This is a genomic window from Rothia terrae (assembly GCF_014705925.2).
In the GTDB taxonomy this organism is placed as follows: Bacteria; Actinomycetota; Actinomycetes; order Actinomycetales; family Micrococcaceae; genus Rothia; species Rothia terrae.
Genome location: NZ_CP061539.1, coordinates 1,734,169 through 1,756,864 on the forward strand (window position 1 = coordinate 1,734,169; position 22,696 = coordinate 1,756,864).

The window sequence follows — 22,696 nt, forward strand, 5'->3', positions numbered from 1 at the left end:
AACAAACCAAACGATTTGCTACCCCAAAACCCAACAGTATGCTCCGCTACGCCACCACAACGCGACGCCAAAAAACTAAATGCAATATTCCACCCATGAGCAAACCCAATGTCCAACACTCGTGAACAAACTAGGCCAACCAAAATGTTGTGCTCCTTAGAAAGGAGGTGATCCAGCCGCACCTTCCGGTACGGCTACCTTGTTACGACTTAGTCCCAATCGCCAGTCCCACCTTCGACGACTCCCTCCAAAAAGGTTAGGCCATCGGCTTCGGGTGTTACCAACTTTCGTGACTTGACGGGCGGTGTGTACAAGGCCCGGGAACGTATTCACCGCAGCGTTGCTGATCTGCGATTACTAGCGACTCCGACTTCATGGGGTCGAGTTGCAGACCCCAATCCGAACTGAGACCGGCTTTTTGGGATTAGCTCAACCTCACAGTATCGCAACCCTTTGTACCGGCCATTGTAGCATGCGTGAAGCCCAAGACATAAGGGGCATGATGATTTGACGTCATCCCCACCTTCCTCCGAGTTGACCCCGGCAGTCTCCTATGAGTCCCCACCATCACGTGCTGGCAACATAGAACGAGGGTTGCGCTCGTTGCGGGACTTAACCCAACATCTCACGACACGAGCTGACGACAACCATGCACCACCTGTATACCAGCCCCGAAGGGAAACCCTATCTCTAGGGGTGTCCAGTATATGTCAAGCCTTGGTAAGGTTCTTCGCGTTGCATCGAATTAATCCGCATGCTCCGCCGCTTGTGCGGGCCCCCGTCAATTTCTTTGAGTTTTAGCCTTGCGGCCGTACTCCCCAGGCGGGGCACTTAATGCGTTAGCTACGGCGCGGAAAACGTGGAATGTCCCCCACACCTAGTGCCCAACGTTTACGGCATGGACTACCAGGGTATCTAATCCTGTTCGCTCCCCATGCTTTCGCTTCTCAGCGTCAGTTACAGCCCAGAGACCTGCCTTCGCCATCGGTGTTCCTCCTGATATCTGCGCATTCCACCGCTACACCAGGAATTCCAGTCTCCCCTACTGCACTCTAGTTAGCCCGTACCCACTGCAAACCCGGAGTTAAGCCCCGGGCTTTCACAGCAGACGCGACAAACCGCCTACAAGCTCTTTACGCCCAATAATTCCGGACAACGCTCGCGCCCTACGTATTACCGCGGCTGCTGGCACGTAGTTAGCCGGCGCTTCTTCTGCAGGTACCGTCACTTTCGCTTCTCCCCTGCTGAAAGAGGTTTACAACCCGAAGGCCGTCATCCCTCACGCGGCGTCGCTGCATCAGGCTTGCGCCCATTGTGCAATATTCCCCACTGCTGCCTCCCGTAGGAGTCTGGGCCGTGTCTCAGTCCCAGTGTGGCCGGTCACCCTCTCAGGCCGGCTACCCGTCGTCGCCTTGGTGAGCCATTACCTCACCAACAAGCTGATAGGCCGTGAGCCCATCTAAAACCAGTACAAACCCTTTCCACACAGATTTCATGCGAAACTGTGTCATATCCGGTATTAGACCTCGTTTCCAAGGCTTATCCCAGAGTCAAAGGCAGGTTACTCACGTATTACTCACCCGTTCGCCACTAATCCAACCAGTGCAAGCACCGGTCTTCATCGTTCGACTTGCATGTGTTAAGCACGCCGCCAGCGTTCGTCCTGAGCCAGAATCAAACTCTCCGTTGAAAAACAAAAAAGAATGATAACTGTTATAGCTCAAAATAAAACAAACCATCACTTACACCCACGAGGCGGGCGCACTCACCGTGCTTAATGGTGAGACAAAGAGCGATGATCATAGCTGTCAATTATGAAAACCAAAGTTATCAAAATATAAATAAATAATTTGGTATCACATAAAGTTCTTTATAAACAAAGCACACTATTGAGTTCTCAAGCAACAAACCACCTCAACAACCACAACCCCACGCTCGGTGAGTCTTGCTCGTGTTGAGCAGTCAATTCTGTTATCATGTCACCCGCTCTCGCAGGCAACTCGTCTAGCTTACCAGGATCATCACCGCCATGCAACCCGAATCCATATGATCCGCACCACACTGTTTGCTACCAACACATCAACCACAACAGGACCAACACGCCGTCACAAACCAGCAACAACAACCCTATAAACTTCTCAAAACCACCGTCTGACTAGGAGCTTTACTCACTCCCTCGCCGCGACGACTCATACAACTATACGCACATGCTCCCCGGTGTGCAACTCGAGAGACCGTACCCTACGTCACAAAAATACTCCTTTTGCAACATTTGCCCACGTCAACCCACAGAAAACAAAGTGAAAAGTTTTTCTAAAAACTTTCAAAAGCCCTGTTTTACCTAGTAAATAGCCCATTTTTGTAAACCAGAGCATAAATCTACATCACAGATAAACACAAAGCGGGGTCTTTCACTCTGAAAGACCCCGCTTATTTCCACCGTCAATTAGCTAGTGGCAACTTCTACGACTGCCATGTTCTTTTTGCCTCGACGTACAACTGCGTACTTACCGAGCAACAACTGTTCAACCGAGATAGTCGCATCCTCACCCTGAACCTTCACGTTGTTAATAGCGGCACCGCCCTCTTTCAACGTACGACGCGCTGCTGACTTCGACTCTGACAAACCGGTCTCAGTCAAAACAGTAATCATATCCAGCTCATCGGCAGACAAGACTGCATGAGGAAGTTCAGCAGTAGCAGCCTTCAGAGTTGCTTCATCAAGTGCCTCAAAATCGCCCTTACCGAACAACGCTTCAGATGCCGCAATCACCTTACGAGTAGCATCCTCACCGTGAACCAGCTTGGTGACCTCAAACGCCAAAGTCTTCTGAGCCTCACGCTTAAAGGGAGCTTCATCAGTCAACTTCTGCAACTGAGCAATCTCATCACGAGACTGAAAGGTGAACACCTTCAAACGATCAGCGACATCGGCATCAGCAGTATTCAACCAGAACTGGTAGAAAGCGTACGGTGAACACATCTCGGGGTTCAACCAAATAGCATTGCCCTCGCTCTTGCCAAACTTAGTACCATCCGCGTTAGTAATCAGCGGTGTACCAATAGCATGAACGCTCTTGCCTTCAGTTTTACGAATTAGCTCGGTACCCGAAGTAAGGTTGCCCCACTGATCTGAACCACCGGTCTGCAACGAACAACCGTAACGACGGTTAAGCTCGCGGAAGTCATTACCCTGCAAAATCTGGTAGGAGAACTCGGTGTACGAAATACCCTCATCAGAATTCAAACGCTTAGCCACAATCTCTTTTTTGACCATGGTGCCCACGCGGAAGTTCTTACCAATCTCGCGCAAGAAATCAATAGCAGAAAGCTCAGAAGTCCATTCCAAGTTATTGACCATACGTGCAGCGTGCTCGCCCTCAAAGTCAAGAAAACGCTCAATCTGCTCACGCAACTTATCAACCCAGCCCTGGACAATCTCGGGTGAGTTCAACACGCGCTCTGACGTCTGACGGGGATCACCAATCAAACCAGTCGCACCGCCCACAAGGCCCAGCGGGTTATGCCCCGCCAACTGGAGACGACGCATCAACAACAGCTGAACCAAATGACCCAAATGCAACGAGGCAGCCGTGGGATCGTAACCGGTATAGAAAGTCAAAGACTCCTCAGCAAGCGCCTTCTCCAACGCTTCTTCATCGGTAGAGACGTGAACGAGTCCACGCCATTTGAGTTCCTGCCAGATGTTCTCAAAAGAATCATCGTTATGTTGTTCTGCCAAATGCTGAGCAGTCAAGACTTACTCCAATTCAAACTAAGGGCGGTATACAACCGATATGACTAAAAAATTACCAGTTCTGCCCGTCCTAATCCACCGGCGGGTAGTGCCTCAGCCAGTGAAAAGACAGGGCAATGAACCGTTAGTTGATTCCTGCCGGCAGCGGCTTTGACGCAACAAGATGCAAACGCTGAGTAGGACGAGTCATCGAAACATACAAGTCACCCACTGAACCGTTGGCTGCTTCGACTAGGTGAGCCGGTTCAACGATGATGACAACATCAAATTCAAGACCCTTTGCTTCCCACGGTGTGAGCACAAGAATCTGATGCTCCAATGCGCTCTCGCTCGTCCCTGTTTTACCTCGATGTGCGCGTCCAACCGCCTGAGCAACCTCTGCGTACTGACGGGGATCGACAATGACACCAATCAGACCTCCACCCGAAGCCTCAATCTCATGAGAGACAGTCTCCACAGTTTGAGCCACCAGCCGTTCCGGTGAGACTTCAGCAATCAAAGGGCCAGATTCGCCCTCTCGAACCGCACGAGGAGCAGAGATTTCAAGACCGGCGGCACGAGCCACTGCAACCGCCGTATGCGAAATCTGGGCAGGAGTACGGTAATTAACCGTCAGCTCATCAAGGTGGAAGCGCTCCCCCACAAAAGGTTCCAATGCCTGCGCCCACGACTTAGAAGCCGCTGCAGAGGACGCCTGCGCAATGTCACCTACGATAGTGAAAGACTTCATGGGGCAACGGCGCATCAGCAAACGCCACTGCATCGGCGAAAGCTCCTGAGCCTCGTCGACCACCACGTGACCGTACGCCCAGGTGCGATCGGCATTCGCCGCAGACGCCGCAGTCATACGACTGATGCTTTCCTCATTGAGATTAGTAATCTGCTCGGCAGTAATAATGCCATCTGCACCAATATCTTCAAGCGCATAGTGCATGTTCTCCAACGCCTTATTCGCGTTTTCAATATTTGCCTTATGCTCAGCTACCGCACGCGCAGCAGCAGCGGCACCGGTGACCTTTGAAAAATCGCCCAGTAGCTCAGCTGCCTCATCAAGCAAAGGAACATCAGACTCAGTAAACGGCGCATCGGATGACCGGTGCAGAAGATCGCGCTCTGTTTCAGAAAGTACCCCCGCAGTAGCGGATTCCAAGTAATGACGCTTCGCAAACAAAGAACGCACAAGGGTCTCCGGCGATAGCGGCATCCACAACAAATTCAGTGCACGGCGGACGTCCAAAGACTCGCGGACATCGTCCTGAAGGTAAGGACGATCAACCGCGCGCCCCGCTGAAGCGTCCAGCTTTTCATTGAGCTGCTTGGTGAGGTCTTTGAGAAGAACCTTCACGAATGTCTCGCGAGCCTCATTATGAGTCTTGCCCGTTGAACGGGCAGTTGCACGAGCATGTTTGACCATCTTAGGAGTCAACTCAATATCGGTAGAGTCAACATACAGACGCTGGTTCTTGGCGGGAACCTTCTGACGATCAGCTACAGCCTGTTTGATAACATCAGCCATTTTTAAATCGCCCTTGATACGCGCAATCACCGGGTTAGTTTCCGGTACCGCGCGCAAACCCGGATACAGGGTTCCCAACGAAGACATCACCACGCCGGTCTCACCCAGCGAAGGCAAAACTCGCTCGATATACCACATGAAAGATGCGCTCGGACCAACGACCAAAACGCCGGCATTATTCAAACGTTCACGGTAGGAATAGAGAAGATACGCAGCACGGTGAAGCGCCACAGCCGTCTTACCTGTACCGGGGCCCCCCTGAACCACGCGAACACCCGGTAAATCAGCACGAATAATCTTGTCCTGCTCAGCCTGAATCGTTGCAACGATATCGCCCATGCGTCCGGTACGCTTACGGTTCAGCGCCGCAAGAAGCGCGCCCTCACCATGCAAAGCATCATCGCCTTCAAGAACAGAAGCATCCAGTACATCGTCTTCGATACCCACAACGTCACGTCGTTCCAGCATCAAATGACGACGGCTGCGAACCCCCCGACGATCAAACGCAGTAGCCTGATAAAAAGTGCCTGCCTCAGGTGCACGCCAATCAATCATCAAGCGCTCATGATCCTCAGTGGCCAAGCCGATACGACCGATATAGCGCGAGCTCTCATCATCCATATCGAGCTTGCCAAACACCAGACGGTGGTCCACAGCATTCAACTGAGCCAGGCGATCCTCATAATGTTGCGCATAAGCATCACGTTCAGAGCGATTTTGATGGCCGCCCACCGACTGATTACGCCGCACGCCCTTCAATTTCGATTCGTTCTCAGCACGCAACTGATCAAGGCGTGTATACAACATCGAAACGTACTCACGCTCAATAGCAATCTGCTGAGCTAACGCGTCGTTAGACGTCTGAGTGCCCTGCTCATTTTGACGCTGCTTAGATTCGGTCACAAGTACCCTTCCACCTGAAAAATAAAAACTCTGCGCTATCATCGATTTGACGTTGAAAGTACGATGCACAGAAAGCGGAGATTAATCTTACTCGCTTTACGTCCCAACTAAAACCCGCTCCCTTAGGTTCGAGAACCGGCAGGTATAAAAATAGCCAAGAAGCGAAAATATCGCGTCCTCAGCCATTTTTCTTTATCTACTTACTCTGTAGTGAGACTCAAGCTCTCCACACGGTGATCGCCCATCTTAGAACGGCCGCCCAAACCATCAAGCTCCATCAAAAAACCGACGCCTGCAACTTCAAGTTTGGCCTGTTCCATCAATGAGATTGCGGCCTCAACGGTTCCTCCCGTGGCCAAAATATCATCGAGAATAAGAACTCGCTGACCTGCCGGGATATCTTCTTTATGAATCTCAATCGCAGCGGTACCGTACTCCAAGGTGTATTCAGCTTGGAAAGTTTCACGCGGAAGCTTACCCGCCTTACGAACTGTCATGACTCCCTTGCCCGTCTTATATGCGAGGGCGGCTGCCATCAAAAACCCGCGAGCTTCAACACCTGCCACAATGTCGTACGTACCCTCAAAACGGTCCGCTAACTCGTCGATACTGCGCTTAAAAGCAACGGAATTAGCAAACAAAGTGGTGACGTCATAGAACAAAATACCCTCTTGCGGAAAATCAGGAATCTGCGCACAAGCAGCAGGCACAAGTTCGTCAATTGGCATTTCAGCAAAATTGGGCTGAGACATCAAAAACCTTAGAAAAATCGACAGTAAACCAGATGCAAGTATACGTCACGCATCAACAACACACCGAGCTAGTAAAACATCTCCAGCGTTCAAGTAACGTCCCCGTACGGGGTCATAGATTCTTACGCTATTCACTTCATATTGATGTTTTACTAGCTCGGCTGAAGTACGTACTAACGTAAAGGGCTACTAGCTAATAACTTGCGGACGCTGTGCAAAATCTCGCTGGGCAGACAGCTCCTTCTTGAGCTGAGCCAGCTGTTGCTCAACAGCTGACGGTGCAGTACCGCCCTGGGCGCTTCGCGAGTTCAAAGAACCCTCAACCGTCAGCACTTCGCGGACGCCAGGCGTAAGATCTGAGGAAATCTGAGCGAAATCCTCGTCAGTGAGATCCCAGAGCTCAATTCCCTTTTCTTCGCACACCCGCACCGCGTCCCCCGCAACTTCGTGCGCGACACGGAAAGGTACTCCCTGACGCACCAGCCACTCCGCAACGTCCGTGGCTAAAGCGAACCCCTGGGGCGCAAGCTCCGCTAAACGCTCCGTGTTGAACTCGAGAGTATCAACCATTCCCGACACAGCAGGCAAGAGCACTTCAAGCTGATCAATAGCGTCAAAAACAGGCTCTTTGTCTTCTTGCAAATCGCGGTTGTAAGCCAGCGGAAGTGCTTTCAACGTCGCCAACAGCCCCGTCAGATCACCAATCAAGCGTCCTGCCTTACCGCGAGCAAGCTCAGCGATATCGGGGTTCTTCTTCTGAGGCATGATCGATGATCCAGTCGAGAAGCTATCGTGCAACTTGACGAACGAGAACTCTTTCGTCGCCCACAAAATCACTTCTTCGCTCACACGAGACAGGTCTACAGAAATCATGGCAGCAATCCACGCGAACTCAGCGTAAACATCGCGAGATGCGGTACCGTCGATTGAGTTCCACGTTGCCGAGTTGAAGCCCAAATCCTCGGCGACAGCCTCAGGATCAAGCCCCAGTGAAGACCCTGCGAGCGCACCAGATCCATAGGGCGATACCGCCGCGCGTTTGTCCCAATCCAATAAACGGTCTAGGTCGCGGCTAAGTGCCCAACCATGTGCTAAAAGATGATGCGAGAGCAACACCGGTTGCGCATGTTGCAGGTGGGTTCGCCCGGGCATGGGTGCGTAGGGGTGCTTTTCGGCTTGGGCAATCAACCCGTCAATGACGGCGATTATCCCACTGGCAATAATGGATGCGTGGTCGCGCAGGTACATGCGTCCCAGCGTCGCAATCTGGTCGTTGCGCGAACGTCCTGCTCGCAACTTGCCACCGAGTTCTGTACCGGCACGTTCAATCAGCCCTCTTTCAAGAGAACCGTGTACATCTTCATCTGACTCCGCCGGGGCATAGTCGCCAGAACGCACATCGGCTTCGAGCCGATCAAGAGCATCGAGCATTCCACCTAATTCTTCGTCTGTCAGCAGCCCAGCTTTCTTCAGCACTCGAGCGTGGGCTCGGGAACCGGCAATATCGTAGGGCGCCAAACGCCAATCGAATTGGGTTGACTTTGAAAGAGCAGCCAAAGCGTCCGACGGACCGCCAGCAAAACGACCGCCCCATAGCGCGCCGTCATTAGTGCCGTGTTTTTCGTGAGAAGACATCACTAAACCTCATTGTTGACCTGGTATAGAACGGTGAAAATTCAAGTTGGTAGGGCTCAGATCCAGGTGTCCAAGCCCTACCAGCTATTGCGTCTTACAGCGGGTTAATTCCCAGGTTCTGATCGCGACGTGAAGCAACCTTTGAAGACATACCGAACAACTCGATAAACCCACGTGCCTGTGACTGGTCGAAGCTGTCGCCTTCATCGTAGGTAGCCAAGTTAAAGTCATAAAGCGAAGTATCAGAACGACGGCCGGTAACAACCGCACGTCCACCGTGCAGATCCATACGAATCTCGCCGTTAACCATTTGCTGGGTATCAGCGATGAAAGCATCCAATGACTTCTTCAGGGGTGAGAACCACTGGCCGTCGTAGACAAGCTCTGTCCAGCGCTGACCAACAGTCCTCTTAAAGCGAGCCTGTTCACGTTCAATCGTTACGTTTTCGAGCTCTTTATGTGCCGCGATGAGAGCCATCGCGCCGGGAGCCTCGTAAACCTCACGAGATTTGATGCCCACCAAGCGGTCCTCAACAACATCGATGCGTCCAATACCCTGAGCGCCTGCGCGGCGATTCATCTCTTGGATAGCCTGCAAAGGAGTGACAGGCTGACCGTCAAGAGCAACGGGAACACCTCCTTTGAAGGTGATAACTACGGTGTCGGGAGCGGGAGAGAACGTGGGATCGTCAGTGTAGTCGTAGACATCTTTGCTGGGACCGTTCCAAATATCTTCCAAGAAACCCGTTTCAACCGCGCGACCCCATACGTTCTGATCGATAGAGAAAGGATTCTTCTTAGTAGTAGCAATGGGCAGATTATTCTTCTCTGCGTAGTCAATTGCCTTATCACGAGTTAGGGCAAGGTCACGCACAGGCGCGATGCACTTTAGATCTGGGCCGAGGGTCTGGATACCAACCTCAAAACGAACTTGATCGTTGCCCTTACCGGTGCATCCGTGTGCAACGGTCGTAGCACCAAATTCACGAGCTGCCTTGACCAAGTGCTTTGAAATAACGGGACGCGAGACAGCTGAGACCAGCGGGTAAGCCTCCATGTATAGTGCGTTAGCTTGCAAGGCAGGCATGCAGTATTCATTAGCGAACTCATCACGCGCATCCGCCACATAAGCTTCTACCGCGCCGCAGTCTAGAGCGCGCTGGCGAATGGTTTCAAGGTCTTCTCCACCCTGCCCTACGTCTACCGCCATTGCGACTACTTCAGCTCCGGTAGCCTCAGCAATCCAACCGATTGCTACTGAGGTGTCGAGACCACCCGAGTATGCAAGTACGATGCGCTCTTTCATTGCAGTTCCTTTCAAAGTTTTATTCAACTACACATAATTATTCACAAGTATTTATATTCATGCAACCCAACCTAGGTAATACTTAGAAATTTTCCATAAAAATTTGCTTTTTAACATCAAAAACGGGCAAGCTATTCAGCTTGCCCGCCTTGAACGACCTCTTATTGAGCGCCTAGCGCTGTGTGCGTTCCACCATCATCTTTCGCAATTCAGTCTTCAAAATCTTACCGGTCGGCCCCAGCGGTAACTGACGAATAATCTCATAGCCACGGGGGTACTTATACGACGAAAGCTTTTCACGACACAGCTCTTCAACTTCGCTCAGCACAGTGGCCTCATCTTCTTCAGTCACATCTTCGGTTGGGGTAATGAATACCTGCACCTCTTCATCAACCTTAGGATGCGGGTAGCCCACAACCGCACACAGGTGCACTCGCGGATGGGTGTAGATGATGTCTTCGATATCGCGCGGATAAATGCTGTATCCATTGCGCAACACCATATCTTTCTTACGATCAACAATAAAGATATTGCCCTTTTCATCGAGCCTCACAATATCGCCCGTTGCAAACCAAGCACCGTCAAAGACTGCCGCATTAGCTTCCGCGTTATTCCAGTAACCAGCCATCACGTTCTCACCGCGAACCCACAGCTCACCGGTTTCGCCCTGCGCCACAGGCTGACGATTTTCATCGCGCACCTCAACCTCAACACCGGGAATAGCAGGACCAACTGAGCCAATCAGCGTGCCAGTTTCGGGACGGTTGAAAGATACAACGGGCGAGGTCTCGCTCAGACCGTAACCCTCATAGATAGGCACGCCCAACGAGTTCTTAAACTGTTCATGAATGTGCTCCGGCAAAGCGGCACCACCAGAAATTGTTGAACGCAAAGTACCGCGATATTGTGCTGCGTCCTCCCCCATCTTTTCTAAAGCAACCGCAATAGCGGCAAACATACTGGGCACCGCAGAGGCATTGGTAACGCCGGTTTCTTTCATCAGGTTAAGTGCGCCCTTAGGCGTAAAACGAGGAAGCAAGGCCACGGAAGCGCCCGCAAAGAAAACAGCGTTCATAGCTACAGTCTGACCAAATGCGTGGAAAAGCGGCAAGCCACCGAAAATCACATCTTCACCGGTATACCCAAAGACGCTCGCAGTTTCAGAGGCATTGGACATCATATTCCGATGAGTCAACGTTGCACCCTTAGGATGGTTTGTCGTGCCGGAAGTATAAAGAATCACGGCAGGATCAGCACCGGTTACAGGCTCAGGCCCCCACGAGTAATCATCAAGGACAGGTAGCTGATAGGTAGCATCTAATTGCTCTACGGCAACTCCTGAGGACTCAGGAAGAGCCCGCGCGCTCTCAGCAACACGGGTTCCATCCCACGTCACTAAGATCTCCGCCTCGGAATGCTCTAACTGGTATTTCAGCTCATGAGCGCTCAGCAAAGGGTTGAGAGGAACACAAATCGCACCCAAAGAAATAATCGCGTAGTAGTAAACCGGCATGAAAGGCACGTTAGGCAGCGACAGCGCAACACGCTTGCCCGGCTCAGCACCGTGGTTTTGAAGGACGCGGCGCGCAGCAGCTACCGAAGCATACAGCTCACGGTAGGTCATCGATTGATCCGCCCAATACATAGCGGGACGGTTATTGGAATGATGATTGGCCACGAAAGATGCAAGGTTGTGCGTTGAAGTCGCTGATTCTACGGTAAGGCTCACGTTATCCTATCTCGGTCAATTACTAATACAAGGTACTAAGTTATCAGTGTCTGAGTTCACGAGGGATGCGTACTCGCATCTGTTAGCGTTTTTCTTGTGTGTCCACTAAAGGACCTCTACGAAACACCCGCCTTGCGAACCAGACGATGTGTACAGTTAATACACACTAAAAATCTCCCCATTATAAGGATTTCCATGTCAGGCGAACTCGCGCAAGAAGAAATTGAATTTCTCAATTCTGTCTTCGATTTAGCTCGCGATGGCAAGGTCACCGGTCTACATTCTCTGATCACTCAGGGTGTGCCGGTAGATCTCACCAACGCGAACGGCGATACTCTGCTCATTCTCGCTTCCTACCACGAAAACATTGAGGTCGTGAACATGCTGATTAACGAGGGCGCTGATTTAGACCGCATGAATGACCGCGGGCAAACGGCGTTAGTGTGCGCAGTTTTTCGCAATAATCTACAGCTTGCCCAGTTGCTTCTCGATAGTGGAGCGAACCCTTCATTGGGAAACCAGACTCCGCTGGATGTTGCTCGGTATTTTGAATACGCGCATATGCAGGAGTTACTAGAGAAACACTAAGCACAGATCAGATGCGCTAAAGGCCACCTACCGTCAGATGATAGGTGGCCTTTGGTGTCAGTCCTTATTCTGCCCAGGTTAAGAAACGGTCAGCGAGCGCTTCTCCGCCTTCTTTGTCGCGAGTAATCACCATGACGGTGTCATCGCCCGCGATGGTGCCTAGAATTTCGTCAATTCCTGAGTGGTCAATTGAGGATGCGAGGAACTGCGCCGCTCCAGGCGGAGTGCGAAGAATGACAAGATTTCCTGAGGCTTCTGCGGTGACAAGGAGTTCTTTGAACAGGCCAACCATGCGAGAGTCCGGTGCATCGGATGCTGTGCGACGTACCGGGTGGTTGGGGACCGCGTAGATGAGGCCGGCTTTAAGGTCGCGTACGCGCTCTGCGCCGATTTCGACGAGGTCGCGTGAGAGGGTTGCCTGAGTTACTTTGACGCCATCGTCAGTGAGTAGCTGTGCAAGTTCAGCCTGCGACCGCACTCGGTTGCTCTGCAGAATTTCAATGATGCGAGCTTGTCGAGCTGTTTTTGTTGCTGGAATAGCCATGATTTTTCTCTTTGAGGGTTGGTGGTTGGTGAGAATCTTGAGTTTCTACCTCTAGGTTCTTCATAGCTTTCGGTGTACGGATATTGCCCGTTTGCGCCCTTTTAGTATAGTGCATAATTTTTTAATATTTATTCAAAATTTTTGATTGTTCCCAGTTTTCTCAACAATTATCAGCCTCGCTTACTATTGCTGGGAACTGGCGGCAAAAATTTTCCACCTCGACGATGCTGATGTTGAGGGCTGGCGCTAGCCTTACCACGCTTGGTCCTGTCGCGTTGATAATAAACCCGTGATGACGCGCGCGTTCTACGACTGTTGGTGCTAGTGGCAGGCCTGAACGCGTTTTTTCATGGGTTAATCGGATGCCTATGAGTAGCCCTCTACCTGTTGTTTCGTCCACTTCGGGCAGAGAGCCTACACGCTCACGAATATATGCACCGACCTTTTCTGCGTTTGACAGTAGGTGTTCTTCATCGATGGTTTCGACAGTTGCAAGAGCTGTCGCTGTCGCCAGCGGATTGCCGCCAAAGGTTGTTCCGTGCATTCCCGGTTGAAAGAGCGCAGCAGGGTTCTGCCCCACCACTATCATGGCGCCGACGGGAAAACCTGCCCCTAGCCCTTTAGCCAGAGTAATGACATCGGGGAGGTTTTCTGCAGAAAGCTCGCGAGTACATTCAAACCAGAGACCTGTTCTGCCCATTCCTGTTTGAACTTCATCGACAATGAGCAGTGCACCATTTGCTCGCGTCAGTTCACGAGCGCGGGCTAAGTAGCCAGGAGGTAGCGGTAGCACGCCGGCCTCGCCTTGAATGGGCTCCACGATGAGAGCTGCAACTGTTTCATCGCAGTGCGCTTCAAGCGCCTCCAGGGTGGCGGGAATGTGCTTGATGCCGGTAGGCAGCGGCTCAAAGGGTTCTCGGTAAGCCGGTTTATGGGTCAGAGCAAGTGCACCTGTAGTTCTGCCGTGAAAACCGTGTTCGAGAGCCAAGATAGTAGTTCGTTGGGGGCTTGATAAATTACCATGACGACGAGCCAGCTTATAAGCGGCTTCGTTGGCTTCGGCACCCGAGTTACAGAAGAATACACGAGCGTCCTGCACCGGAGATAATTTTTCGATCAAAGTGGATGCAAGCCTTACCTGCGTGGGCGAAGTAAAGAAGTTAGAAATATGTGCAAGTTTGGCGGCCTGCTGCTGCACGGCTTGTACCCATCGGGGATGAGCGTGCCCCAAAGAGCTGACAGCAATACCTGCTAATAAATCAAGATATTGCTTACCATTGGCATCCGTGACGATGTTTCCGGAGCCTTCGACAAGCACGAGCGACGGGTCGCCAAACACGCCCAGAAGATCGTGTTTGTACTCGTCCAATATCTGTTGCTGAGTCATGAGAGACCTCCTTGCTCTAAAGTGGAAGACGCAATGCTGAAATCAGGTGGCGGCACCTGCCAGCCAGCATCATCATCAGCAGTTACCTGAGTACCAATGCCGGTGTCTGTAAAAATTTCAAGAAGTGATGAGTGCGGTAATCGTCCATCGACAATGGTCGCTCGGGGTACTCCCTGTTCGACTGCCATCAGACAGGCCTGCGTCTTAGGAATCATGCCCGACACTAAAGTTGGAAGCATCGCTTTGAGCTCACTGACCGTCAGCGAAGAAATCAGCGAGGATGCATCGGGCCAGTTGGCGTACAGACCCTCAACGTCCGTCAGCATCACAAGTTTTTCAGCTCCGAGAGCTGCAGCGACTGCGCTGGCAGCAGTATCCGCATTCACATTCAAAATTTCACCGGTCAGGCCTGCGGTTCCGTGACGATGATCAGGGTATTTCATCGGATCGTGCAGCTCGGGAGCTACCGATGAGATAACGGGGATTTTTCCTGCGTCAATCATGGATGCGATAGCGGTGGTATTCACACCAACGACTTCACCAACCAGCCCCACATCGGTAGCAACACCGTCAACTTGAGCTTTGATACGACGGGCACGCAATAAGCCGCCGTCTTCTCCACTCATTGCCACCGCGTAAGGACCGTGCGCATTAATAAGACTCACCAACTCACGGGCAACCTGCCCGGTAAGCACCATACGCACTACGTCCATCGCATCGGGCGTCGTGTAACGCAACCCTCCCCTGAATTCAGAGGGGATATTCATCTTTTCAAGCATGGCTGAGATTTGCGGACCCCCGCCATGCACTACTACCGGTTTGATACCGACAGACCGCAAAAAGACCATGTCCTCAGCAAACGCGGCGCGCAACTCATCAGAGACCATGGCGTTGCCACCGTACTTAAACACCATCACTTTGCCCGCAAACCTCTGGATCCACGGCAGCGCCTCCATGAGGGTTTGAGCTTTGCTTTGTGCCTCTAAAAATCGCGGTGCAGTTCTCCTCTGTTCAGTCATAAGTTCCCTAGCTCGAATACGCGGAATTCTCGTGAACATAATCGTGGGTGAGGTCATTCGTCCAAATCGTCGCGCCAGACTCCCCCATGTTCAAATCAATCTCAACAGTGACCTTGCGGGAGTTCTTCATCTGAACCTTTTCGCGAGGCTCACCAATCCCACCGCCGGTACACACCTGCACACCGTTGATAGTTACGTTTACTTTCTCAGGCTCAAAAGCTGCAGAGGTTGTGCCAACTTCGGATAAAATCCTGCCCCAGTTAGGATCATTGCCAAAGATGGCAGCTTTGAAAAGATTAGAGCGGGCAACAGCACGCGATACTTCCTCAGCGTCTTGCTCAGTCACCGCGTTCACCGTGATGACGTGAATATCGTGGCTTGCGCCTTCGGCATCACCAATAAGTTGAAGCGCTAAATTCTTACACACCTGAGATAAAGCCCACGTAAATTCATCCAATGACACCTGAACATCCTGAGCTCCCGAGCTCATCAATACCACGGTGTCATTGGTTGACATACAGCCATCAGAATCAGCCCTGTTGAAGCTCACCCGCACTGCCTCGCGAAGCGCATGATCTAACTGTTCAGCAGGCAACGGCGCATCCGTAGTGAGCACCACCAACATTGTCGCAAGGCCAGGCGCTAGCATGCCTGCACCTTTAGCCATACCGCCAATCGTCACACCGTTCGCAAGCTTGATACCAGCTTCTTTTGAAACAGTATCGGTCGTCATGATCGCTTGAGCTGCGGCAGTTGCGGACGCGGGCGATGGCGAAAGCGCCGCAGCAGCGTCCTCGATGCCCTCTGCCAGCCTCTCCATCGGTAGACGCTCGCCAATCAGCCCGGTCGAACACACCAGCACATCGCCGGCAAATATACCCAGGCTGTTCGCTACCTGCTCGGCACTTGCATGGGTATCTTGAAATCCTTGTGCCCCCGTGCACGCATTCGCCCCTCCGGAGTTCAGCAGTACTGTGTCCACCCTTCCATCAGAAATCACTTGCTGCGACCATATCACCGGAGCTGCAGCAAAACGGTTAGTCGTGAAAACAGCAGCTGCCTCAAAACTCGGCCCTTCGTTGACGACGAGTGCAACGTCTTTCTTGCCTTTTGTTGCGCTAATACCGGCGCTGACGCCAGCAGCGGTAAACCCTTCAGGGGCGGTAACACCTAACTGTTCTACAGTGTCAATATGATTCATTAGGGACTCAAACCTTCCTGCAAAAGTCCTAGGTTCTCGGGGAGTCCGAGCGCGATATTCATTGATTGGATAGCCCCACCAGCGGTGCCTTTGACAAGGTTGTCAATGACGCAAGTGACGATTGTTCGGTGCGCGTGGGGGTCAAAAGCCAGTTGCATAATGGCGTGGTTAGAGCCCTGAACCATCTTTGTCTGCGGCCATTGCCCTTCAGGAAGCAGGTGCACAAACTGTTCGTTGCCGTAGGCGGCTTCCCACACGTCGCGGAGCTGTTGTTCAGTGACCCCGCTGACGACCTTTGCGGTAGCGGTTGCGAGAATCCCGCGTGGCATCGGAGCTAAGGTCGGGGTGAAAGAAACCTGGACAGGCTGGCCAGCCGCCAACGAATAGCCCTGTTCAATCTCGGGTGTATGCCGGTGCATACCACCCACACCGTACGGACTCATACCACCGCTAGTTTCCGATCCCAGCAGGTGAGTTTTCGCTGTCTTTCCTGCGCCCGATGTTCCCGATGCCGCTACGATAACAACGTCTTGAGGCTCTAACACTCCAGCCTGAAACCCCGGTGTCAGTGCCAGTAAGGACGCCGTGGGGTAGCAACCGGGCACCGCAATGCGCTGGGTGTTTTTTAAATTTTCGCGTTGCTTAGAACCACATGGAAAGAGAAATTCAGGAAGGCCGTAGGGCCAGGTTCCGGCATGCTCTGTTCCGTAGAACTTCTTCCAGTCTTCAGCACTGTTGAGTCGGTGGTCTGCACCGGCGTCGATCACCAGCGTCCCTTCAGGCATACCGGCTACAAGATTTGCGGATGCGCCGTGGGGCAGGGCGAGGAAGACCACGTCGTGACCGGTCAACGTTTCAACAGTTGTGTCTTGCACTGTCATATCAGCAAAACGTCGCACATGCGGTGCCAGGTCTCCAAGTCGCTGGCCAGCACTTGAGTGTGCGGTGACTGTCTTAACCTCAACCTCCGGGTGCGTAGCAAGCAAACGAAGGACTTCTCCGCCCGCATACCCGGTGGCTCCTGCTACTGCTACTGAAATGCTCATATCGGCAGTTTACGCACATTTATTCATACATTGCTATATTTATTCATAGATTACTTGTAAATACGCCCCAAAATTTCACTATATGAATTTTTTATGCTGTGTGTAGATGCGTTCTCGGAGTATTCTGGGGGTATGAACAAGAGCATGAAAGCAACATCAATATCAGAGATAGGGGCTCCCTCAGTCCTCCAGAGCACCCAGATTCAGACCCCAACTCCCGGTAAGAATCAGGTACTGGTCAAGACAGCAGCCGTCGGTGTCAACTTTATTGAAACCTATCAACGAAGCGGCGTATACCCTGTACAGCTCCCTTTTATTCCGGGTTCAGAAGCCGCCGGCACGGTAGTAGAGCTGGGTGAAGCCGTTCACAATATTCAGGTGGGTCAACGTGTAGCAACCGCGTCCGCTACGCATACTTATGCCGAATACTTTCTGGTAGATGCACAAAAATGTGTGGCTATTCCAGATTCAGTCAGCGATGAAGACGCCGCCGCTGTACCGCTACAGGGCATGACAGCGCACTACTTGATTAACTCAACTTTCAACGTCAAAGCTGAACATACCGTGGTATTTCATGCAGGGGCCGGCGGTGTAGGCGGAATCGCCCTTCAGCTACTCAAGGCAAAAGGGGCAACCGTCATTGCCACCGTTTCTACCGATGCAAAAGAAAAGATAGCGTATTCTCACGGCGCTGACCACGTCGTTCGCTACGAAAATTTTGCCGATCGCGTCCTGGAAATCACCGATGAACAGGGCGTTGATGTAGTCTACGATTCCGTTGGCAAAGATACGTTCGACGATTCTCTGCGCTGTCTCAAAAAGCGCGGCATGATGGTGCTCTTTGGCGGCGCATCGGGGCAGGTTCCCCCGCTTGACCCGCAAAAATTGAATCAGCTGGGTTCGCTGTTTCTCACGCGTCCGACCTTAGCCGATTACACTCTTACCCGCGATGAAATTTCGTGGCGTATGGGAGATCTTTTCGATGCAATTACCGCAGGCACCCTGACTGTCACCGTCGATCAGGTCTTCCCCTTGAAGGACGCTGCGTCCGCCCACGAATACCTTGAAGCACGTAAGACCCGCGGCAAGGTAGTGCTGGTCCCCTAGCTCCGTAGCCCTCTCCACTGATAGAAAGATCATTTTCATGACGTCGCCTACCCCGCATATCAATCCCAACGGTGTTCCCATTGCAGAACCCGTACTCCTGCCAGGCGACCCCCTGCGTGCGCAGTTCATTGCAGAAAACTATCTCACTAACGTCCAACAATTCAACGGCGTACGCAATATGCTCGGCTTCACCGGTGAGTTCAAGGGACAACAGGTTTCGGTCATGGGCACCGGTATGGGCATCCCGTCTGCAAGTCTCTATGCGTGGGAACTCATTCACGTCTTTGGCGTCAAACGACTCATCCGCATTGGCTCATGTGGCGGACTGCAACCCGATCTCAACCTCTTTGATATCGTGGTCGCCTCCGCATCGTCCACAGATTCTAACTTTATGAACCAGTACAATCTGCCCGGTACGTTTGCGCCCACGGCCTCCTGGTCTTTGCTGAGCGCTGTTGCACAAGAAGCAAACCGTCAAGGGGTGAAGCTGAACGTCGGCAACGTCCTCTCTTCAGATGTTTTCTACAATTTCGATTCCACAGCTCACCAGCGTTGGGCTGACATGGGCGTGCTTGCCGTCGAAATGGAATCAGCCGGTATCTACGCCACTGCGGCACAAGCAGGAGCTGAGGCACTGGCAGTCTTCACTGTCTCTGATCACATCTTCAACGGACAAGAGACCACTTCTCAGCAAAGAGAAACCGCTTTCACCACCATGATGGAACTGGTACTGCCGGTTGCAGCGTCCTAACTCAAATACACCGCTGAGGTTCAAATAGAGCTCAGATATAGCAAAGGGGCGGGTGGATGCTAGTGCATCCACCCGCCCCTTTGAACAGCTGGCAAAACTTATGATTCTTTGCGGAAGAAATAGATAGTGCCGAGAACACCGCCAACCAGGACAAGTAGCGAAGCCACCATCATGGCCCAGCCTGTCACGCGTTGCATCGTCACGGTAGAGTTAGTCACCTCTTTCAAAGAACCTTCCTCGCCCGTTCTGACAACCTGCAACTCACCGTTATCTTTTTCGACCAACAAGGCATCAACTTTCTCCGGGAAGTCCTCACGCACATCGCCAGTCTGCGAGCCACGGAATTTAACGGTCTCACCCACCGACTTCACCTGCTGGACGTCCTGCAGGTCAGAACGGTAATCCGCGCCCACCAAACGCTGGTCAGCAGGCAGTGCCCCCTGATAAATCGCGACATTGGACTTAGTCTGCAGATCCGGGGTCAAATCCACGTAATCACCGCTGATCACCCAGGTGTGCCCTTCGTATCCTTCGTTAGCACTTGCCTCGTTCATCGAACGAACGCCAAACAAAGACAGCAAAATTGCGATGATGACGGCAGCTAGCATGGTTCCGATAGCAGCCAAACGAAACTTATTATTCTCGCGAGAAGAACGCTGCTCGTCTTCATCATCAAATTCGAAAAAATCAGTCTCTTGGTAATCCTGGCTCACGGTTTTCTCCTACCATTTCACCGAACATCTGTGAACAGTCAACTCTACCTCACATCACACTTATCAACGACACCGTTTGGGTAATATAACCGCCGATTCGCACCGAGTTCACAGATTTTACGGCTGAACACTCCAGCAAAAAGGGACGCTAGCTCACTAGCGTCCCTTTTCACTATCATCGATAGAATGTTTTAGCGCTGAGTAGCTCCAAAACGTTCAGCGGTTACAGCTACAGCAGCCTCACGAGCGGCTGATGCTTCATCAGCAGTCAAAGTGCGGTCATCTGCGCGGAATCGCAGGGTAAACGCAACAGACTTTTTGCCCTCTTCGATGCCGGTGCCACGGTAATCGTCAAACACGCGGATATCTTCAAGCAAGTCGCCTGCACCTTCAGCGAGCGCCGCCTTGATGTCGGATGCGGGAATATCCGCGTCCACAATCAACGCCACGTCCTGGTTGGTGGCAGGGTAACCGAAAATACCGGTTGCCTCAATCACGCCGGTCTTAGCCTCGATCAGCGCTGAGAAGTTCAGCTCGTAGGCCGCAGTGCGCTCGGGCATATCAGTGGTTGCAAGGAGCTTAGGATGCAACTCACCGGCATAGCCCAGGTGGGTTCCGTCAGCCAACGATAGGGCTGCGGTACGTCCCGGGTGGAAGGCCTGGTGAGTACCCCGAGAAATAACAATCTCTACCCCGGTCACGGAAGAAATCAGACGAACCGCATCTACTGCGTCCTGCCAATCGTAAGCTCGCGGGGTGACGCCGGGGGTTGCTTCGGTGTCAGTACCAGCGAACAAACCAGCGATGTAGCGAGGCTGTTCGGGTAAACCTGCGTTGATAGCCTCAAGAACATCGTCGGCGGGCTTCTGGCCCAGGCCGGGGATGCTCCCTACACCGAGTTCAGCCTTCGGAATGAAGACGTAACCGGTTTCGAAAATCGCTAAGTTGCGGAAGCCGCGCGCAGTATTGCGCTTGAGCACGGTGGTGAGCCCGGGAAGCAGTGATCGGCGCATCCAACCGGTGTTCTCAGCAATGGGGTTAGCCAGCTTGATGGATTCAACGGTCTCGTTGGCTGATGCTGATGCCCACAGGTTGTTATCGTCGGCTGATACGAAGGGGTACGCGAAGACTTCAACGCTACCTGCAGCAGCCAAAGAGTTGAGCACGCGACGGCGCACTGTCTGCTCAACGGTGTAGCCGCGTCCGGGAGGAGCTACCGGAAGGGTCGAAGGAATCTGGTCGTAGCCCACCAGACGTGCGACCTCTTCGGTCAAATCTTCCTTATCGATGATATCCGGACGCCATGACGGAACGGTGACGCGGTAAGCACTCTCCCCCGCTTCAACGCTGGCGCCGATTTCAGTCAGTGTCTGAGTGATCTGCTCGGGAGTGTAGTTGATGCCCACACGCGATGCAGTGTATGCGTTAGGAAGCTCTACCACGGTGGGTTCAAACGCATCGCCGAAATCGGTGACGCCTTCTTCAACAGTTGCCCCGCCGAGCTCTACCAGCAAATCAACAGCACGCTGGGCAGCTGCCGCCTGAATCTGCGGGTCAACGCCGCGTTCAAAACGCTTGGATGCCTCGGACGTCAGCTTGTGACGGCGCGCAGTGCGGGCAATCGAAACCTCGTCAAAGCGAGCAGCTTCAATCAGGATGCTGCTGGTTGATTCGGATACCTCAGTGGATGCGCCGCCCATAACGCCGGCTAAGCCAATGGGGCCGGACGCATCGGTAATCAAAAGATCTTCAGCGTGCAGTTCGCGTTCTTTTTCATCCAAGGTGGTGAGCTTTTCACCTGCGGATGCGCGTCGTACGGTGATGCTACCGTCCAGCTTGTCTGCATCGTAGAAGTGCAGGGGCTGGCCGGTCTCAAGCATGACGTAGTTGGAGATGTCCACTGCCAGCGAGATGGAGCGGACGCCTGCCAGACGCAGACGCGATGACATCCAGGTAGGTACGGGTGCGGATGCGTCGAAGCCGGTTACCTTGCGAGTGACAAAGCGGGTGCAACCTGAGTTTCCGTGAATAGGAGCTGAGTCATCAACTTTGACAGGGAAGCCTGCCGCGTTAGCAGCCGGTGCTTTCGCAGCCAACTCGAGCACGAAATCGTCGAAGGAGTTGCCGGTCGCGTGGCAGTATTCGCGGGCAATACCGCGAATGGAGAAACCGTAACCGCGGTCGGGAGTCACATTGACTTCAGCAGCCTGGTCGTACAGCCCCAGCAGTTCCATCGCGTCAGTGCCGATTTCAGGATCAAGACCGAGAGCAGACAGAACGAGGATTCCGCCGTGGTCGTCACCAATACCGAGTTCTTTGACGGACGCAATCATGCCTGCTGACTTGTGGCCGTAGGTTTTACGCGCAGTAATCGCAAAACCACCGGGCAGAACAGCTCCGGGCAGCGTTACTACCACCTTGTCACCGGGTACAAAGTTGTGCGCACCACAAATGATGCCCTGCACACCAGATTCTTCAATGCCCTTACCGGTCAGAGTCTGGGTCTGTCCCTCAGGGACAACTCGAACCTGGCACCAGTTGACAGTCTTACCGTTGGAGTGAGTTTCGGGTTCCATCGACAGAACCTGGCCAACGACAATTGGGCCGGACAGCTCGTCAGAGGGGCGGTGAACGTCCTCTTCTTCAAAACCAACCTTCACCAGGTCAGCCATCACATCTTCTGCAGTAGCATCTGCAGGAACAGGCGCGTATTCACGCAGCCAAGACAAAGGAATTCGCATT

The 22,696-nt window shown here is 52.7% G+C and carries 16 protein-coding genes and 1 rRNA gene; 3 read left to right on the top strand and 14 right to left on the bottom strand.

Going from position 1 to position 22,696, the window contains the following annotated elements:
- Positions 1-160 precede the first annotated feature (160 nt).
- From IDM49_RS07965 to IDM49_RS07995, 7 genes are all read right to left on the bottom strand, one after another.
- Positions 161-1,690, bottom strand: a 16S ribosomal RNA gene (locus IDM49_RS07965).
- 756 nt (positions 1,691-2,446) lie between these two features.
- Positions 2,447-3,757, bottom strand: coding sequence for a tyrosine--tRNA ligase (gene tyrS / locus IDM49_RS07970; protein WP_190724122.1), 1,311 nt, complete (start codon positions 3,755-3,757; stop codon positions 2,447-2,449).
- Positions 3,758-3,881: 124 nt separating this feature from the next.
- On the bottom strand, positions 3,882-6,080 hold the full coding sequence (locus IDM49_RS07975; RefSeq protein WP_228008246.1) for a HelD family protein: 2,199 nt from the start codon (positions 6,078-6,080) through the stop codon (positions 3,882-3,884).
- A gap of 296 nt (positions 6,081-6,376) precedes the next feature.
- Positions 6,377-6,928 (bottom strand): adenine phosphoribosyltransferase, encoded by a 552-nt coding sequence (locus IDM49_RS07980; RefSeq protein WP_228008049.1) that lies wholly within the window; start codon positions 6,926-6,928, stop codon positions 6,377-6,379.
- Between the two features lie 189 nt (positions 6,929-7,117).
- Entirely contained in the window at positions 7,118-8,563 is a 1,446-nt protein-coding gene (gene argH / locus IDM49_RS07985) for an argininosuccinate lyase (protein WP_190724123.1), read from the bottom strand.
- 94 nt (positions 8,564-8,657) lie between these two features.
- Positions 8,658-9,869 carry an argininosuccinate synthase gene (locus IDM49_RS07990; protein WP_168615462.1) on the bottom strand — a complete coding sequence of 404 codons (1,212 nt, stop codon included), beginning with the start codon at positions 9,867-9,869 and terminating at the stop codon, positions 8,658-8,660.
- Positions 9,870-10,041: 172 nt separating this feature from the next.
- Positions 10,042-11,598 (bottom strand): AMP-binding protein, encoded by a 1,557-nt coding sequence (locus tag IDM49_RS07995; RefSeq protein ID WP_190724124.1) that lies wholly within the window; start codon positions 11,596-11,598, stop codon positions 10,042-10,044.
- Positions 11,599-11,793: 195 nt separating this feature from the next.
- On the opposite strand from IDM49_RS07995, the gene IDM49_RS08000 reads away from it, so the two are divergent.
- Entirely contained in the window at positions 11,794-12,186 is a 393-nt protein-coding gene (locus IDM49_RS08000; protein ID WP_190724125.1) for an ankyrin repeat domain-containing protein, read from the top strand.
- Between the two features lie 64 nt (positions 12,187-12,250).
- Here IDM49_RS08000 and IDM49_RS08005 read toward each other — a convergent pair whose 3' ends face one another.
- The 5 genes from IDM49_RS08005 to argC form a co-directional block, all read right to left on the bottom strand.
- Positions 12,251-12,730: an arginine repressor gene (locus tag IDM49_RS08005; protein ID WP_168615459.1), complete on the bottom strand. Its 480-nt coding sequence runs from the start codon at positions 12,728-12,730 to the stop codon at positions 12,251-12,253.
- Positions 12,731-12,890: 160 nt separating this feature from the next.
- A complete protein-coding gene (locus tag IDM49_RS08010; protein ID WP_190724126.1) occupies positions 12,891-14,117 on the bottom strand; it encodes an acetylornithine transaminase in 1,227 nt (408 codons plus the stop codon).
- The gene (gene argB, locus IDM49_RS08015) at positions 14,114-15,136 is read right to left on the bottom strand and encodes an acetylglutamate kinase (RefSeq protein ID WP_190724127.1); all 1,023 of its coding nucleotides are present in this window, start codon (positions 15,134-15,136) and stop codon (positions 14,114-14,116) included. Before argB ends, IDM49_RS08010 begins: the two co-directional genes overlap by 4 nt.
- 7 nt (positions 15,137-15,143) lie before the next feature.
- A complete protein-coding gene (argJ, locus tag IDM49_RS08020) occupies positions 15,144-16,337 on the bottom strand; it encodes a bifunctional glutamate N-acetyltransferase/amino-acid acetyltransferase ArgJ (protein ID WP_190724128.1) in 1,194 nt (397 codons plus the stop codon).
- Positions 16,337-17,383, bottom strand: coding sequence for an N-acetyl-gamma-glutamyl-phosphate reductase (gene argC, locus IDM49_RS08025; RefSeq protein ID WP_190724129.1), 1,047 nt, complete (start codon positions 17,381-17,383; stop codon positions 16,337-16,339). Before argC ends, argJ begins: the two co-directional genes overlap by 1 nt.
- A 144-nt stretch (positions 17,384-17,527) precedes the next feature.
- Here argC and IDM49_RS08030 point away from each other — a divergent pair, with 144 nt between their 5' ends.
- Positions 17,528-18,490 carry a quinone oxidoreductase family protein gene (locus IDM49_RS08030; protein WP_228008050.1) on the top strand — a complete coding sequence of 321 codons (963 nt, stop codon included), beginning with the start codon at positions 17,528-17,530 and terminating at the stop codon, positions 18,488-18,490.
- Positions 18,491-18,527: 37 nt separating this feature from the next.
- Positions 18,528-19,241: a purine-nucleoside phosphorylase gene (gene deoD / locus IDM49_RS08035; RefSeq protein ID WP_190724131.1), complete on the top strand. Its 714-nt coding sequence runs from the start codon at positions 18,528-18,530 to the stop codon at positions 19,239-19,241.
- Between the two features lie 98 nt (positions 19,242-19,339).
- Here deoD and IDM49_RS08040 read toward each other — a convergent pair whose 3' ends face one another.
- Together IDM49_RS08040 and pheT are read right to left on the bottom strand one after the other, a co-directional pair.
- Positions 19,340-19,954, bottom strand: coding sequence for a hypothetical protein (locus IDM49_RS08040; protein WP_168615452.1), 615 nt, complete (start codon positions 19,952-19,954; stop codon positions 19,340-19,342).
- Between the two features lie 191 nt (positions 19,955-20,145).
- Positions 20,146-22,695, bottom strand: coding sequence for a phenylalanine--tRNA ligase subunit beta (gene pheT, locus IDM49_RS08045; protein WP_190724132.1), 2,550 nt, complete (start codon positions 22,693-22,695; stop codon positions 20,146-20,148).
- Position 22,696 lies beyond the last annotated feature (1 nt).

Coding starts and splice junctions, on each gene's coding strand:
- IDM49_RS08010 (WP_190724126.1), bottom strand. CDS start 14,117: ATGACTCAGCAACAGATATTGGACGAGTACAAACACGATCTTCTGGGC.
- argB (WP_190724127.1), bottom strand. CDS start 15,136: ATGACTGAACAGAGGAGAACTGCACCGCGATTTTTAGAGGCACAAAGC.
- argJ (WP_190724128.1), bottom strand. CDS start 16,337: ATGAATCATATTGACACTGTAGAACAGTTAGGTGTTACCGCCCCTGAA.
- IDM49_RS07975 (WP_228008246.1), bottom strand. CDS start 6,080: ATGTTGTATACACGCCTTGATCAGTTGCGTGCTGAGAACGAATCGAAA.
- argH (WP_190724123.1), bottom strand. CDS start 8,563: ATGTCTTCTCACGAAAAACACGGCACTAATGACGGCGCGCTATGGGGC.
- IDM49_RS08000 (WP_190724125.1), top strand. CDS start 11,794: ATGTCAGGCGAACTCGCGCAAGAAGAAATTGAATTTCTCAATTCTGTC.
- IDM49_RS07990 (WP_168615462.1), bottom strand. CDS start 9,869: ATGAAAGAGCGCATCGTACTTGCATACTCGGGTGGTCTCGACACCTCA.
- argC (WP_190724129.1), bottom strand. CDS start 17,383: ATGAGCATTTCAGTAGCAGTAGCAGGAGCCACCGGGTATGCGGGCGGA.
- IDM49_RS08005 (WP_168615459.1), bottom strand. CDS start 12,730: ATGGCTATTCCAGCAACAAAAACAGCTCGACAAGCTCGCATCATTGAA.
- IDM49_RS08030 (WP_228008050.1), top strand. CDS start 17,528: ATGAAAGCAACATCAATATCAGAGATAGGGGCTCCCTCAGTCCTCCAG.
- pheT (WP_190724132.1), bottom strand. CDS start 22,695: ATGCGAATTCCTTTGTCTTGGCTGCGTGAATACGCGCCTGTTCCTGCA.
- deoD (WP_190724131.1), top strand. CDS start 18,528: ATGACGTCGCCTACCCCGCATATCAATCCCAACGGTGTTCCCATTGCA.
- IDM49_RS07980 (WP_228008049.1), bottom strand. CDS start 6,928: ATGTCTCAGCCCAATTTTGCTGAAATGCCAATTGACGAACTTGTGCCT.